Raw genomic sequence first — 13,950 nt, forward strand, 5'->3', positions numbered from 1 at the left:
GTCATCCCCGCTTTACAGCATTGGAGGTCGCCGATTTTAACCCTGATGTCCAGAAACCCCATCGACACACCCGTGCGGACCGGCGCAGATCAGGACCTCGACGCCGTTCCCGTGGTCCGTTTCGAAGGCGTGTCGATGCGCTACGGACGGGGTCCCGAAACCCTGCGCGACGTCGGCTTTTCCCTTGCCCCCGGGTCGTTTCACTTCCTCACCGGCGCCTCGGGCGCGGGCAAGAGCTCGCTGCTCAAGCTGATCTATCTGGCGCATCGTGCGTCACGGGGTCGCGTCGAGCTGTTCGGACGCGACATCAGCCTGGTCCACGCCGGCGACCTGCCCTTCCTGCGCCGCCGCATCGGCGTGGTGTTCCAGGAATTCCGCCTGCTCGAGCACCTGTCGGTGTTCGACAACGCAGCCCTCCCTCTGCGCATCGCCGGCCGCAAGCCGGCCACCTATCGCGACGACGTCGCCGAGCTGCTGCACTGGGTGGGCCTGGGCGAGCGCATGCACGCCCTGCCGGCCACCCTGTCGGGCGGCGAGAAGCAGCGCCTAGCCATCGCCCGCGCCGTGGTCGACCGGCCCGACGTGCTGCTGGCCGACGAACCCACCGGCAATGTCGATCCAGCCATGTCGCTGCGCCTGCTGCGCCTGTTCGTCGAGCTCAACCGCCTGGGCACCACGGTGCTGATCGCCACCCACGACGAGGAGCTGGTCGCCCGCGCCGCCCGCCCGGTGCTGCACCTGGAGCACGGCCGCCTGATCGAGCCGGGCGAGGCGTGATGAGCGGTCCCTTCGACATCAACCGCTGGAAGCCCGGCCCGCTGCTGCCGCCGCGCGACGCCCGCGACGGGGCGCTGGTCTTCGTCGTCGCCGTGCTGTGCTTCCTGGCCTGCCTGACCGCTCTGGCCGCCCTGGCCGCCAACCGCGCAGCCGAGGGCTGGAGCGCCCAGCTAACCGGCTCGGCCACCGTCGTCGTCCGCGCCAAGGCCGGCGAGACGCCCGACAGCGCCGCCGCCCGCGCCGCCGAGACCCTGGCCGGGGTCAAGGGCGTCACCCAGGCGCAAGCGCTTACGAAGGACAAGGCCGAGGCCCTGCTGGAGCCGTGGATCGGCCGCGACGCCCTGGTCGCCGACCTGCCGACCCCGCGCCTGGTCACCCTCGACCTCGATCCCAAGGCCCCCGCCTCCGCCGAGACCCTGACCAAGGCCCTGAAAGAAGCCGCCGTCGACGCCATCGTCGACGACCACAGCCGCTGGATCGCCGACATCGAGCGCGGCGCGGGCCTGGCCCGCTGGGCGGCGCTGGGCGTCTTCGCCCTGATCGCCGCCGCCGCCGCCGCCGTCATCACCTTCGCCACCCGGGCGGGCCTGGCCGCCCGTCACGAGGTGATCGAGGTGCTGCACCTTTCAGGGGCCGAGGCCGGCTTCATCGCCAGGCTGTTCCAGAACCGTTTCGCGGCCATGGCCGCCAGCGCGGGCTTGCTCGGCGGCGCGGCCGCGGTCATCGTCGGGGTGACGGCGCGGCTGGCGGGGGGCGGCACGGGCCTCACGCCGGTGTTGCCGCTGGCGTGGATCGACCTTCTGGCGCCCCTGCCCTGCCCGCTGATCGCCGCCCTGGTCGCGGGGCTGGCCGCGCGCGCCGCGGCCCTCCGCCTGCTGAAGGACATGCCGTGAAGAGCATCGCCGCCTTTCTGATCGTGGTGATGATCTGGACCCTGGGCCTGCTGGCCTTCACCTCGCGGGTGGAGCGCTCGACCCCGGCGGCCGATCCCCCCGTCTCCGACGGCGTCGTGGTGCTGACCGGCGCCTCGAACCTGCGCCTGGAGGCGGCCACCAAGCTGCTGGAGGCCGGCAAGGGCAAGCGCCTGCTGATCTCGGGCGTCAACCGCGAGGCCACCCGCGCTGACGTCCAGGACGTCACCAAGGCCGTCAAGCCGATCTACGACTGCTGCGTGGACCTGGGCTTCGCCGCCGCCGACACCGTCGGCAACGCCCGCGAGACCGCCGAATGGGCCAAGGCCCGCGGCTATGAGAGCCTGATCGTCGTCACCGCCGACTATCACATGCCGCGCTCGATGCTGGAGCTGCACGCCACCATGCCGGACGTCCAGTTGCACGCCTATCCGGTGGCCACCGAAAGCCTCAACGCCCGCCGCTGGTGGAAGCGCAGCCACACCGCCCGGCGGATGATCGTGGAATACTGCAAGTACCTGGCGATCCTGGGGCGCGAGGCGTTCCTGAACCTCGGTCCGAAAGACAAGCCCGCCGAGACGTCGGCGAAGGAAAAAGACACTTGATCTACCTGCGCTCGTTCCTGTTCCAGCTGTTCTTCTGGCTGTGGTCGGCCACCCTGGCCACGCTGATGCTGGTGACCCTGCTGATGCCGCGCGCGGCCAATCGCGCCGTGCTGCGCTTCTGGTCCCAGGGCGTGATCCTGGCCCTGCGCGTGCTGGCGGGGGTGAAGGTCGAGGTGCGCGGCAAGGAATACGTTCCCACCGGCCCGGCGCTGGTGGCCGCCAAGCACCAGTCGATGTTCGACGTCTTCAGCCAGTTCGCCATCCTGCCCGACGCCTGCTTCGTGATGAAGAAGGAGCTCTTGATGGTGCCGCTGTTCGGGTGGCACGGCCTGAAGGCCAAGATGATCGTCGTCGATCGCAAGGGCCACTCGACGGCCCTGAAGAAGCTGGTCCGCGACTCCATCGACCGCATGAAGGAGACCCGCCAGGTCGTGATCTTCCCCGAAGGCACCCGCGGCAAGGTCGGCGAGCCCGGCGACTACAAGCCCGGCATCGCCGCGCTCTATCGCGAACTGGAGCTGCCGGTGACCCCGCTGGCGCTGAACTGCGGCCAGCACTGGAAGCACAAGAGCCTGCTGGTCGAGCCCGGCGTCATCGTCTTCGAATACCTGCCGCCCATCCCCGCCGGCCTCAAGCGCGGCGAGTTCATGCGCGAACTGCAGACGCGGATCGACACCGCGACGAAGGCGCTGGAAGACGAACACATCTGACGCCTGCGGCGTCCCCCTCAGTCGCTCCGCGACAGCTCCCCCATAGGGGGAGCATCTTGGCGCCATAAATCCTCCCCCTCTGGGGGAGGTGGCCCAGAGGGCCGGAGGGGGCCGCCCGCCAGGGCGGCTCAGCCTTCCCTAGCCTCGACCATCTTCAGCAACGCCTCCATCGCGTGGTCCCGCACCCCGTCCTCACGCAGGTGCCCGACCAGATCCCGCAGATAGTCGATGTTCGGCCCCGACAGCCCGCGCGCCCCGGCGATCAGCTCGGCCTGCTGCTCCAGGCTCAGCGCCCCCGCCCACTGCCCGTGCTTGCGGTCGGACAGGAACACCAGGGCCGGGACCTCGCCGTTTCCGTCGATCTTCAGCTTCGACCAGGCCTCGAAATAGGTCTCGGTCGGCTGCTCGCGTTCGCGCAAGTAAGCGTAGACCTCGGACCAGGCGCTTTCCGCGACGCGATAGGCCACGCCGCGCACCGCCCCGCCCGGAGCCAGGCCCAGCACCAGGCCCGGCCGCTCGTACGTCCCCCGATGATGCACCGAATAGATGCAGAAGGCGCGCCTGCGCCCATGGAGGACCGCCGTTCTTCGGTCTATGAACGGGAACCCGGGCCGCCACATCAGCGATCCGTAACCGAACACCCAACGATCGCCGCCCCGCGGCTGCTCGCTCGACACGCCTGACACCCTCACCGACCGGAACAGCCCCTTCGCCCATGACCCATAGCGACCCGACGCCGTCCCGCAAGCCCCGCCGTCGCGGCCTGGTCCTGCCTTTCGTCCTCGCGGCCCTGGTCTGCATCGTCTGGAGCGTCGGCTGGTTCTGGCTGCGCAACGAGATGGTCACGCGGATGGACGCCACCGCCGCCCACCTGAAGGCCGAGGGCTACGACCTGTCCTGGACCCGGCGCGAGGTCACCGGCTTTCCCTTCCGCCTCGACGTGCGGCTGGAGAACGCCCGTGTCGCCGAGCCGTCGGGCTGGGCCGTCCGTGCGCCGCAGCTGAAGGGCGAGGCGATGATCTACGGCGTCGGCCACTGGATGATCGTGGCCCCGGCCGGCGTGGTGCTGACCCGTCCGGAAAAGGGCGACGTGGTCGTCACCGGCGAGGCCCTGCGCGCCAGCCTGGCCGGCTTCGACCAGTATCCGCCGCGCATCTCGATCGAGGGCGCCAAGCTGGTCTTCACCACGGCCGCCGATGTCGAGCCCTTCCCGATCAGCTCGACCGACGCCCTGCAGCTGCACCTGCGCGCCGGGCCAGACGACCAGGCCGCGATCCTGTTCAAGGCCGACGGCGCCAAGGTGGCCTTCACCGGCCTGCTGGGTCGCATCGCCCAGGACCGCACCGCCTCGCTCTATTGGGACTCGCGCCTGTCGAAGGCCTCGGCCCTGCGCGGCGACAACTGGACCGACGCGGTGCGCGACTGGACCGCCGCCGGCGGCGCCATCAGTGTCGAGAGCGGCAAGCTGACCGCCGGCGACGCCCTGATCGAGGCCAAATCCGGCGCCCTGACCGTCGATCCGAACGGCCGCCTGCGCGGCGCCCTCGACGTCACCGTGCGCGAAAAGCCCAGCCCCGCCGAGGCGATCACCGACGCGCGCTCGGCCGCCGCCGCGATCGCCGCGGCCGCCGGCCAGGACCCGACGCTCAGCGCCACCCTGGACTTCCAGAACGGCCGCACGCGCCTGGGCCCGTTCGACACGGGGCCTTCGCCGCAGGTGTACGTGCCGCGCTAGGGGAAACCCTCTCTCTTTGAGAGAGGGAGGGGCCCACCGCGAAGCGGTGGGAGGGTGAGAGGTTTCACCGTCTGCCGGTAAATCCTAAAGCGTACAGCGGTGGGTCAATTGGCTCTAAGAGAGGCTATCCAGGTGGCGACGCCGCGCCTTGTTCGGACAGTTTGTAACCTCTCACCCTCCCACGCCTTCGGCGCGGGCCCCTCCCTCTCTCTATGAGAGAGGGATCTTAGACCAACGCAATTTCCTTCCCCGGCGATGCGGCTATTGCGCCCTTCGCGGCAAAGTCTATGTTCCGGCCCTCATTTTCGGGGATAGACATGGGTCGCGACGCGGACGAGACGCCGCCCTCGCTGGACGAGGTCCGATGGCGCATCGACGCCATCGATAGCCAACTGCTCGCGCTGATCGACGAGCGGGCCGGCCTGTCGCGCGCCGTCGCCACGGCTAAGCGCGCCGCCGGCGACACCGGTTTTGGCCTGCGTCCCGGCCGCGAGGCCCTGATCGTCCGCAAGCTGCTGGCCGCGCCGCGCAACGACGCCTCCGACGCCCTGCTGATCCGCATCTGGCGCGAGCTGATGGCCGACAGCCTGTCGCGCCAGGGCCCGTTCCACCTCACCGTCTGGGGCGACGGCCGCACGGTCGAGCTGGCCCGCTCGCGCTTCGGCGCCGCCCCGCCGATGGCCGTGGTTGCGGCCGAGAAAGACGCCCTGGCCGCCGCCAAGACGCCGTGGGGCGTCGCCGTGCTGGGCCTGCAACCGGGCAGCGCCTGGTGGGGCCGCCTGCTGGCCGAGCCGACGCTCAACATCTTCGCCGCCCTGCCCTGCCTGACCCGCTGGGGTCCGCAGGCCGCCTTCGCGGTAGCCGAAGTCGAGGTCGAACCGACCGGCGGCGACCAGACCTTCTGGGTCACCGATAGCGCCAAGAGCGCGACCGCCATCGTCGAGGCCTTGGGCGCCGACGGCGTCGCCGCCGAGCCGGTGGCCGAGGCCGGCGGACTGAAGCTGTTCTCGCTGTCGGGCTTCTACCAGCGCGACGACGAGCGCCTGGCCCGCGCGCCGGGCCAGCTGTCGGGCGTGGTCGGGGCTGCCCCCGTTCCCTTCGACGTGTAAGTAGGGCCGCGCCTCTTCCAGGCGCCCGCCGAGACCCGTGATGACCGCTTCCGACCGCTCCGCCTCGCCCCGTCCGCTGCCCAAGCCGGGGATCCTCGACATCGCCGCCTATGTGGGCGGCAAGTCGAAGATCGAGGGGATCGCCCATCCGGTGAAGCTGTCGAGCAACGAGAACGTCCTGGGCTGCAGCGAGCAGGCGAAAGCCGCCTATCGCGACGCCGCCGACCGCCTGCACGTCTATCCGGACGGCAAGGCCGGGGCCTTGCGCGCCGCCGTCGCTGAACGTTACGGCCTGGAGCCCGAGCGCCTGACCTTCGGCGACGGCAGCGACGAGATCTTCGCCCTGCTGTGCCAAGCCTATCTCGAACCCGGCGACAACATCGTCCAGGGCGAGCACGGCTTCGCCGCCTATGCGATCGGGGCGCGCGCCTGCCAGGCGCAAGTCCGCTTCGCCGCCGAACCGAACCGCCGCATCGACCTCGAAGAGACGGTAAAGCAGGTCGACGCGCGCACCCGCATCGTCTTCGTCGCCAATCCGGCCAACCCCACGGGCACATGGCTGACGGGCGAAGAGATCCGCGACCTGCACGCGGCCCTGCCGCCGTCGGTGATCCTGGTGCTGGACGGCGCCTATGCCGAGTTCTGCACCGATCCGCGCTTCGAGGACGGCCTGGCCTTGGCGCGCGAGGCCCGGAACGTCGTCGTCACCCGCACCTTCTCGAAGATCCACGGCCTGGCGTCCCTGCGGGTCGGCTGGGGTTATGCGGACGCCGACATCATCGATCCGATCGAGCGCATCCGCCCGCCGTTCAACACCTCGATCCCGGCTCAGGAAGCGGCGATCGCCGCCCTGGCCGACCGCGCCTTCGAGGCCGCATCCGTGGCGCTGGTCGAGCAGTGGCGGCCGTGGCTGGCCCAGCAGCTGGGCGGCCTTGGCCTGAGCGTCACGCCGTCGGCCGCCAATTTCGTGCTGGTCGACTTCCCGACGACGCCGGGCAAGACCGCCCTCGACGCCGAGGCTTTCCTGGCCGGCAAGGGCTATCTGGTCCGCGCCGTCGCCAACTACGGCCTGCCCAATTCACTGCGCATCACCATCGGCCGCGAAGAGCACAATCGCGCGGTCGTGGATCTTCTGGCCGAGTTCGTGGGGCGGTAGGAAACCTCCCCTCCCCCTCGATGGGGGGGAAGGGTCGGGGATGGGGGTGACCCCCGCCGCTCCGCCGCACTACGATCGACCGCCGCATCACCCCCACCCAACCCTCCCCCATCGAGGGGGAGGGCTTATAAGAACAAAGCCATGTCACCCACCGGCCTGCTCTATCCCAAGATGACCGTCGTCGGCGCCGGCCTGATCGGCGGCTCGGTGATCCTGGCCGCGCGCGCCCACGGCGTGGTCGGCGAGGTCACCATCGTCGACGCCAGCGAGGCCCACCGCGCCCGCGCTGTCGAGATCGGCCTGGCCGACCACGTCACCGGCGACCTGGCGGAAGCGGTGAAGGACGCCGACCTGGTGGTCATCGCCACGCCGGTGCTGTCGATCGGCGACGTCGCCGCCGCCGTCGCTCCGCACCTCAAGGCCGGCGCCACCCTGACCGACGTCGGCTCGACCAAGGCCACCATCGCCGAGGCCTTCCGCGCCCCGGAACTGGCCAAGGTGTTCCCGATCCCCGGCCACCCGATCGCCGGCACCGAGCAATCGGGTCCCGACGCCGGCTTCGCCGAGCTGTTCGAAGGCCGTTGGACCATCCTGACCCCGCTGGCCGACCGCGACGACGAGGCCTACGCCGCCGCCGTGGCCAAGCTGTCGGCCTTCTGGCGCGCCTGCGGCGCCCAGGTCGAGCTGATGGAGGAAAAGCACCACGATCTGGTGCTGGCCGTCGTCTCCCACCTGCCCCACCTGATCGCCTACACCATCGTCGGCAGCGCGGCCGACCTGGAGAACGTCACCGAGAACGAGGTGATCAAGTACTCGGCCTCGGGCTTCCGCGACTTCACCCGCATCGCCGCCAGCGACCCGACCATGTGGCGCGACATCTTCGTGGCCAACAAGGACGCGGTGCTGGAGATGCTGGGCCGCTTCACCGAGGACCTGCAGGCCATGAGCCGCGCCATCCGCTGGGGCGACGCCGACACCCTGCACGCCCACTTCACCCGCACCCGGGCGATCCGTCGAGGCATCGTGGCGGCCGGCCAGGAAAGCGCCGAGCCGAACTTCGGGCGCGATCGCGGGAAGCACTAAGCTAGACCCCTCTCTCTTTGAGAGAGGGAGGGGCCCGCGCCGCAAGGCGTGGGAGGGTGAGAGGTTTCACTGCTGGCAGGTGGAACCTCCGGGCCCGCGCCTAAGCCCGACAGTTTGAAACCCCTCACCCTCCCACCGCTTCGCAGCGGGCCCCTCCCTCTCCCTATGGGAGAGGTTTCTCCGCGCCTCTGGACTATTTTACACTCGTATAGCAACCTCCCTCCCAGACGCCTCCTGGGGAGAGAGACGATGACCGACACCCGCGACGCCGTGATCATCGGCGGGGGCCATAACGGCCTCGTCTGCGCCTTCTATCTGGCCAGGGCCGGGATGAAGGTCACCGTCTGCGAGGCCCGGAGCGTGGTCGGCGGGGCGGCGGTGACCGAGGAGTTCCATCCCGGCTTCCGCAACTCCGTGGCCAGCTACACGGTCAGCCTGCTCAATCCGCGGGTCATCGCCGACATGGACCTGCACGGGTTCGGCCTGACCTTCCTGGAGCGGCCGATCTCGAACTTCCTGCCGATCTCCGACGACAAATACATCAAGCTCGGCGGGGGCCTGGAACGCACTCAGGAGCAGTTCCGCAAGTTCAGCCGCCGCGACGCCGAGGTGCTGCCGGCCTATTACGCCATGCTCGACGAGATCGGCGACGTGCTGCGCGCCCTGGCCCAGGAGACCCCGCCCAATCTCGGCGACGGCCTGCCGGGGATCCTGCGCGCCCTGCGCCAGGGCGGGCGTCTCGCCATGCTGTCGCGCGAACGCAAGCGCGACCTGCTCGACCTGTTCACCAAGAGCGCGCGCGATTTCCTGAACGGCTGGTTCGAGAGCGAGCCGGTCAAGGCCGCCTTCGGCTTTGACGCCGTGGTCGGCAACTACGCCAGCCCCGACACGCCCGGCTCGGCCTATGTGCTGCTGCACCACACCTTCGGCGAGGTGAACGGCAAGAAGGGCGCCTGGGGCCATGCGGTCGGCGGCATGGGCGCGATCACCCAGGCCATGGCGAAGGCCTGCGAGAAGGCCGGGGTCGAGATCCTGCTGAACGCGCCGGTCGAGGGCGTGCATGTCGAAAACGCCCCTGGGGGCGGAAAGGCCGTAGGCGTCCAGTTGGTCGACGGCCGCCAGATCATGGCCCCGATCGTCAGCGCCAACGTCAACCCGGCCCTGCTCTACAAGAAGCTGGTCGCCCCCTCGGCCCTGCCGGCCGATTTCCGCAAGGCGATCGACGGCTACAAGAACGGCTCGGGCACCTTCCGGATGAACGTGGCGCTGTCGGAACTGCCGGACTTCACCGCCCTGCCCGGCAAGGCGATGGCCGAGCATCACCAGAGCGGGATCGTCATCGCCCCCAGCCTCGACTACATGGACGCCGCCTATCGCGACGCCAAGGCCGGCGGCATGAGCAAGGCCCCGATCGTCGAGATTCTGATCCCCTCGACCATCGACCCCACCCTGGCCCCGCCCGGCCAGCACGTGGCCAGCCTGTTCTGCCAGCAGTTCGCCCCGACCCTGCCCGACGAACGGTCCTGGGACGCCGAGCGCGAGGCAGCCGCCGACCTGATCATCGACACGGTCGACCGCTGGGCCCCGAACTTCAAGGCCTCGGTGCTGGGCCGGATGATCCTGTCGCCGCTGGATCTGGAGCGGAAGTTCGGCCTGATCGGCGGCGACATCATGCACGGGAACATGTCGCTGGATCAGCTGTGGGCCGCCCGCCCGCTGCTGGGCCACGCCAGCCACCGCGCGCCGATCAAGGGCCTCTACATGTGCGGGGCGGGCACGCATCCCGGCGGCGGGGTGTCGGGCAATCCTGGCCGCAACGCCGCCCGCGAAATCCTGCGCGACAAGGATTTCACCACGGCGGTGAAGCTGGCCGTGGTGGGGCGGTGAGCGGCCGCGCGCTTCTCCCTTCCCCCTCGATGGGGGAAGGGCCGGGGATTGGGGTGACCACGGCGGCGGCCGTCGCACAGGCCGCGCCTTTTCCGGACACGCTGTCACCCCCACCCCTGCCCCTCCCCCATCAAAGGGGGAGGGATCGCGCTTTCTTCGGAGAGGTTCTGCGATGAACATGATCTCCAACCACGACCCTCAATCCGACTGGGGCCTGCCCGGCTGGATCTACGGCTCGGAGCGGTTCTTCCGCGAGGAGCAGGACAAGGTCTTCCGGCCGTCGTGGCAGATCGTCTGCCACCTCAACGACATCCCGAAAGCCGGCGACTTCCACACCTTCGACTTCGTGGGCGAGAGCCTAGTCGTGGTGCGCGGCAAGGACGGCGGGGCCAAGGCCTTCGCCAATGTCTGCCGGCATCGGGGCGCGCGGCTGCTCGACGGGCCGACGGGCCGCTGCGGCCGCATCGTCTGTCCCTACCACGCCTGGACCTACGACCTGGAGGGCCGGCTGATCGGCGTGCCGATGCGCGACGGCTATCCGGCGCTGGAGATGGACAAGCAGGGCCTGGCCAGGCTGGACCTGGAGATCTGGCGCGGCTTCGTCTTCGTGCGGCTGGAGGGAGATGGCCCGAGCGTCGCCGACATGATGGCCCCCTACGAGGCCGAGGTCGCCCACTACCGGTTCGAGGAGCTGCAGCCCTTCGGCCGCGTCACCCTGCGGCCGCGCGACGTCAACTGGAAGAACATCAGCGACAACTATTCCGACGGCCTGCACATCCCGATCGCCCACCCCGGCCTGACCCGGCTGTTCGGCAAGGGTTATGGCGTGGAGGCAGAGACGTGGGTCGACAAGATGTGGGGGCAACTGATCGACGAGCCGTCGAACGCCCCCTCGGAACGCCTCTATCAGGACATCTTGCCCGACGTTCCGCACCTGCCGGCCGACCGCAAGCGCCTCTGGACCTATTTCAAGCTCTGGCCGAACTTCGCCTTCGACATCTATCCCGACCAGGTGGACTTCATGCAGTTCATCCCCGTCTCGGCCACGACCACCATGATCCGCGAGATCGCCTACGCCCTGCCCGACGAGCGGCGCGAGATGAAGGCGGCGCGCTATCTGAACTGGCGCATCAACCGCCAGGTCAACGCCGAGGACACCGAGCTGGTGGCGCGGGTGCAGCAGGGCATGGCCTCGCGCACCTTCACGGCAGGACCTCTGGCGACCAGCGAGGTGTCGTTGAGGAGCTTCGGGCGCAAGCTGCGGGCGCTGATCCCGGAGAGCCGCCTGCCTCGGCCGCCGGAGGGGTGGTGAAGACCGCCTCCGGCCCTTCGGGCCACCTCCCCCAGAGGGGGAGGATCTTTTGGCGCGTCCCCAAGATGCTCCCCCTCTGGGGGAGCTGTCGCGGAGCGACTGAGGGGGTCTTCCCATGACCCGCGCCCCCTTCACCCGCGAAACCCCCGACGTCCGCCGCCAGGCCCTGGTCGCGGCCGCCGAGGCCGTGCTGGCCCGCGAGGGCGTGGCCGGAACCTCCGTACGGACGATCTGCGCCGAGGCCGGTGTCTCGGCCGGCCTGCTGCGGCACTATTTCGAGGGCGTCGACGAACTGATCGCAGCCGCCTACGAGGCCGTGGACCAGCGGATCGACGCGGCGCTGGAGGCGGCCGTGGCGGCGGCGGATCGCGATCCCCGCGCGCGGCTCTCGGCCTATCTGGCCGCCAGCTTCGCCCCGCCGGTGCTGGACGCCGAGCTGCTGGCCGCCTGGATCGGGTTCTGGAGCCTGGTCAAGACCAAACCCCGCATCGCCGCCATCCACGCGGCCTCCTACGCCGCCTACCGGGCGCGGCTGGAGACCCTGCTGGCCGACTGCGGCGCGCGCGAGCGCAGGCTGGCGGCGATCGGCCTGACGGCGATGGTCGACGGGCTGTGGCTGGAGCTTTGCCTGGACCCCAGCACCTTCTCGCCGACCGAGGCGGTGCGGGCGCTGGAGGCGGCCGCCGGCGCCTGGCTAGGCTGAAGAAAAGGCTGGGTTCGCATGCAAGTATGGGCGGCGTTGACCAAACTCCTCCCCCGTAGCGAAGCGTGCGGGGGAGGTGGCGCGGCGCCATCGGCGCCGTGACGGAGGGGGCGACCGCAAACTCAGCGCCCAGTCTCGCCCCCTCCACCACTTCGTGGTCCCCCTCCCCCGCAAGCGGGGGAGGGGCAGGCACGCCAACGCTCTGAAACAGCCCAAGAAAAAGCCGCCCCGACGGCGTCGGAGCGGCTTGGAAGTCAGCCTAGATTGAAAAATTCGGGATCAGGCGGCAGCGGCGGCCGCGCCGGCCAGGCCCTTGCGGCCCCAGGTCGGACGGCGGGCTTCCGGCTCGGCGATGTGAACCTCGGCGTAGCGGCCCTGGCTGGTCATGTGGCGGGCCAGGAGCTGGGCCAGGGCCACGGCTTCGTGCTGGCTCGGGCAGGAGCTGATCAGCTCGGGCGAGTCGTTCCAGGTCACGTGCCAGACGCCGGCGACCGGACGGACGTAGTAGTGGTTCGAGTCGGCCATGGGGAGGCTCCTTGATCGAGGCTGACGCCAGCCTCCCCCCACGGGCGGCTTCGCGACAGCTGTATCAATGCTGCACAGCAACATCGAGTTGCAGCGCACAATGCACACGCCGCGCCAGGTCTCAAGCGGTTAATTTTTTGGCGCCAAGGGAACGTCTTTGTAGATGACGCCGCCCTTCATCACCTTGGCCACGTCCTGCAGCAGCCCGACGTCGGCCAGCGGATCACCGGCCACCGCGATCAGGTCGGCGTAGCAGCCGGCCTGGTCGCAGCCGACGTCCTTGTCCTTGCCCATCAGGGCCGCGGCGCTGGTCGTCGCCGACTGGATCGCCTGCATCGGCGTCATGCCGTAGCGGACCATATAGGGCAGCTGGCGGGCGTTCCAGCCATGGGGATAGACGCCCGCGTCGGTGCCGTAGGCGATCTTCACCCCGGCCCTGACCGCCTTGCGGAAGCCGTCCCGCTGGGCGTCGGTGGTCTCGCGGTTCTTGCGCAGGGTCTCTGCCGGCCAGCCGTTCTTCGTGCCGATCTCGTCGATGTAATCGCCGTTGTAGATGTCGGCGACCAGCCAGGTTCCCCGGGCCTTCATCAGGGCGATGCCCTCGTCGTCGATCAGCGAGCCGTGCTCGATCGAGCGCACCCCGGCCCGCACCGCCACCTTGATCCCCTCGGCCCCGTGGGCGTGGGCGGTGGCGTAGGTTCCGCGCTTGGCGGCCTCTTCGACGGCGGCCTCGATCTCTTCCTTCGATAGCTCCAGCTGGCCGGGCTCGGTGCCGACGGTCAGGACGGCGCCGGTGGCGATCAGCTTCAGGAAATCGGCGCCGTGCACCAGGATGTCGCGGGTCTTGCGATGGGTGTCGGCCACGTCTTCCACGACGCCCCGACGCATCTCGGCCGGGATGACCACGTCGGCGGCGATGCCGGTCACCTCCCCGCCCCCGCCGGGCGTCGTCACATAGGCCCCGGCCACCGACATGCGCGGTCCCGGGACCAGGCCCTTGTCGATGGCGTCCCGCAGCGCCACGTCGCCGAAGGCCCGCCAGGTGCCGACGTCGCGCACGCTGGTGAAGCCGGCCATCAGGGTCGTGCGGGCGTGGGCCGCGCCGATATAGGCCTGCTCGGCGGCCGTGGTCAGCAGCGGCTCGGCGATGTTCTCGGTCTGCTCCTGGTCGACGATGTGGGTGTGCATGTCGATCAGGCCCGGCAGCACGGTCAGGCCCGACCAGTCCAGCACCGGGCCGTCGGTCGGGGCGCCGGTCCAGGCGGTGACGGCGACGATGCGCTCGCCCTCGATGCGGATCAGCCTCTCGGTCAGCACCTTGCCGGCGACGGGATCGATCAGCTGCCCGGCGTGGACGTAAGACACCTTGGGCGCCTCGGCCGCCAGGGCCGGCGCAGCGGTCAACGCCGCCAGGACGGCCAGGGTCGAACGCAGCAT

14 protein-coding genes are annotated in these 13,950 nt (G+C 70.0%); 11 read left to right on the top strand and 3 right to left on the bottom strand.

Annotation, left to right across the window (positions count from 1 at the left end; translation table 11 throughout):
* The first annotated feature begins 45 nt into the window (after positions 1-45).
* The 4 genes from ftsE to AC1RRS_RS10730 are packed head-to-tail and all read left to right on the top strand — an operon-like array spanning position 46 to position 3,003.
* Positions 46-777 (top strand): cell division ATP-binding protein FtsE, encoded by a 732-nt coding sequence (gene ftsE, locus AC1RRS_RS10715; protein WP_487287775.1) that lies wholly within the window; start codon positions 46-48, stop codon positions 775-777.
* Complete coding sequence (locus AC1RRS_RS10720) at positions 777-1,670, top strand: cell division protein FtsX (protein ID WP_492855143.1); 894 nt, start codon at positions 777-779, stop codon at positions 1,668-1,670. The genes ftsE and AC1RRS_RS10720 overlap by 1 nt, the downstream gene beginning before the upstream one ends.
* Positions 1,667-2,293: a YdcF family protein gene (locus tag AC1RRS_RS10725; protein WP_492855144.1), complete on the top strand. Its 627-nt coding sequence runs from the start codon at positions 1,667-1,669 to the stop codon at positions 2,291-2,293. The genes AC1RRS_RS10720 and AC1RRS_RS10725 overlap by 4 nt, the downstream gene beginning before the upstream one ends.
* Entirely contained in the window at positions 2,290-3,003 is a 714-nt protein-coding gene (locus AC1RRS_RS10730; protein WP_487287778.1) for a lysophospholipid acyltransferase family protein, read from the top strand. The genes AC1RRS_RS10725 and AC1RRS_RS10730 overlap by 4 nt, the downstream gene beginning before the upstream one ends.
* A gap of 128 nt (positions 3,004-3,131) precedes the next feature.
* Here the strand turns inward: AC1RRS_RS10730 and AC1RRS_RS10735 are convergent, their stop codons facing one another.
* On the bottom strand, positions 3,132-3,680 hold the full coding sequence (locus tag AC1RRS_RS10735; RefSeq protein ID WP_492855145.1) for a gamma-glutamylcyclotransferase: 549 nt from the start codon (positions 3,678-3,680) through the stop codon (positions 3,132-3,134).
* A gap of 38 nt (positions 3,681-3,718) precedes the next feature.
* Between AC1RRS_RS10735 and AC1RRS_RS10740 the strand changes: the two genes are divergently transcribed.
* From AC1RRS_RS10740 to AC1RRS_RS10770, 7 genes are all read left to right on the top strand, one after another.
* On the top strand, positions 3,719-4,738 hold the full coding sequence (locus AC1RRS_RS10740) for a DUF2125 domain-containing protein (RefSeq protein WP_492855146.1): 1,020 nt from the start codon (positions 3,719-3,721) through the stop codon (positions 4,736-4,738).
* Between the two features lie 317 nt (positions 4,739-5,055).
* Entirely contained in the window at positions 5,056-5,847 is a 792-nt protein-coding gene (locus AC1RRS_RS10745; RefSeq protein ID WP_492855147.1) for a chorismate mutase, read from the top strand.
* A 40-nt stretch (positions 5,848-5,887) separates the two neighbouring features.
* Positions 5,888-7,003: a histidinol-phosphate transaminase gene (gene hisC, locus AC1RRS_RS10750; protein ID WP_492855148.1), complete on the top strand. Its 1,116-nt coding sequence runs from the start codon at positions 5,888-5,890 to the stop codon at positions 7,001-7,003.
* Positions 7,004-7,144: 141 nt separating this feature from the next.
* The gene (locus AC1RRS_RS10755) at positions 7,145-8,086 is read left to right on the top strand and encodes a prephenate/arogenate dehydrogenase family protein (RefSeq protein WP_492855149.1); all 942 of its coding nucleotides are present in this window, start codon (positions 7,145-7,147) and stop codon (positions 8,084-8,086) included.
* A gap of 249 nt (positions 8,087-8,335) precedes the next feature.
* On the top strand, positions 8,336-9,973 hold the full coding sequence (locus AC1RRS_RS10760) for a phytoene desaturase family protein (RefSeq protein ID WP_492855150.1): 1,638 nt from the start codon (positions 8,336-8,338) through the stop codon (positions 9,971-9,973).
* Between the two features lie 172 nt (positions 9,974-10,145).
* Complete coding sequence (locus AC1RRS_RS10765; protein WP_492855151.1) at positions 10,146-11,285, top strand: aromatic ring-hydroxylating oxygenase subunit alpha; 1,140 nt, start codon at positions 10,146-10,148, stop codon at positions 11,283-11,285.
* 115 nt (positions 11,286-11,400) lie between these two features.
* Positions 11,401-11,988, top strand: coding sequence for a TetR family transcriptional regulator C-terminal domain-containing protein (locus AC1RRS_RS10770; RefSeq protein WP_492855152.1), 588 nt, complete (start codon positions 11,401-11,403; stop codon positions 11,986-11,988).
* Positions 11,989-12,267: 279 nt separating this feature from the next.
* Here the strand turns inward: AC1RRS_RS10770 and AC1RRS_RS10775 are convergent, their stop codons facing one another.
* Together AC1RRS_RS10775 and AC1RRS_RS10780 are read right to left on the bottom strand one after the other, a co-directional pair.
* Positions 12,268-12,513 carry a hypothetical protein gene (locus AC1RRS_RS10775; protein ID WP_487287787.1) on the bottom strand — a complete coding sequence of 82 codons (246 nt, stop codon included), beginning with the start codon at positions 12,511-12,513 and terminating at the stop codon, positions 12,268-12,270.
* Positions 12,514-12,642: 129 nt separating this feature from the next.
* Complete coding sequence (locus tag AC1RRS_RS10780) at positions 12,643-13,950, bottom strand: Xaa-Pro dipeptidase (RefSeq protein ID WP_492855309.1); 1,308 nt, start codon at positions 13,948-13,950, stop codon at positions 12,643-12,645.

This window comes from Caulobacter sp. GW821-FHT12A07 (assembly GCF_058807655.1).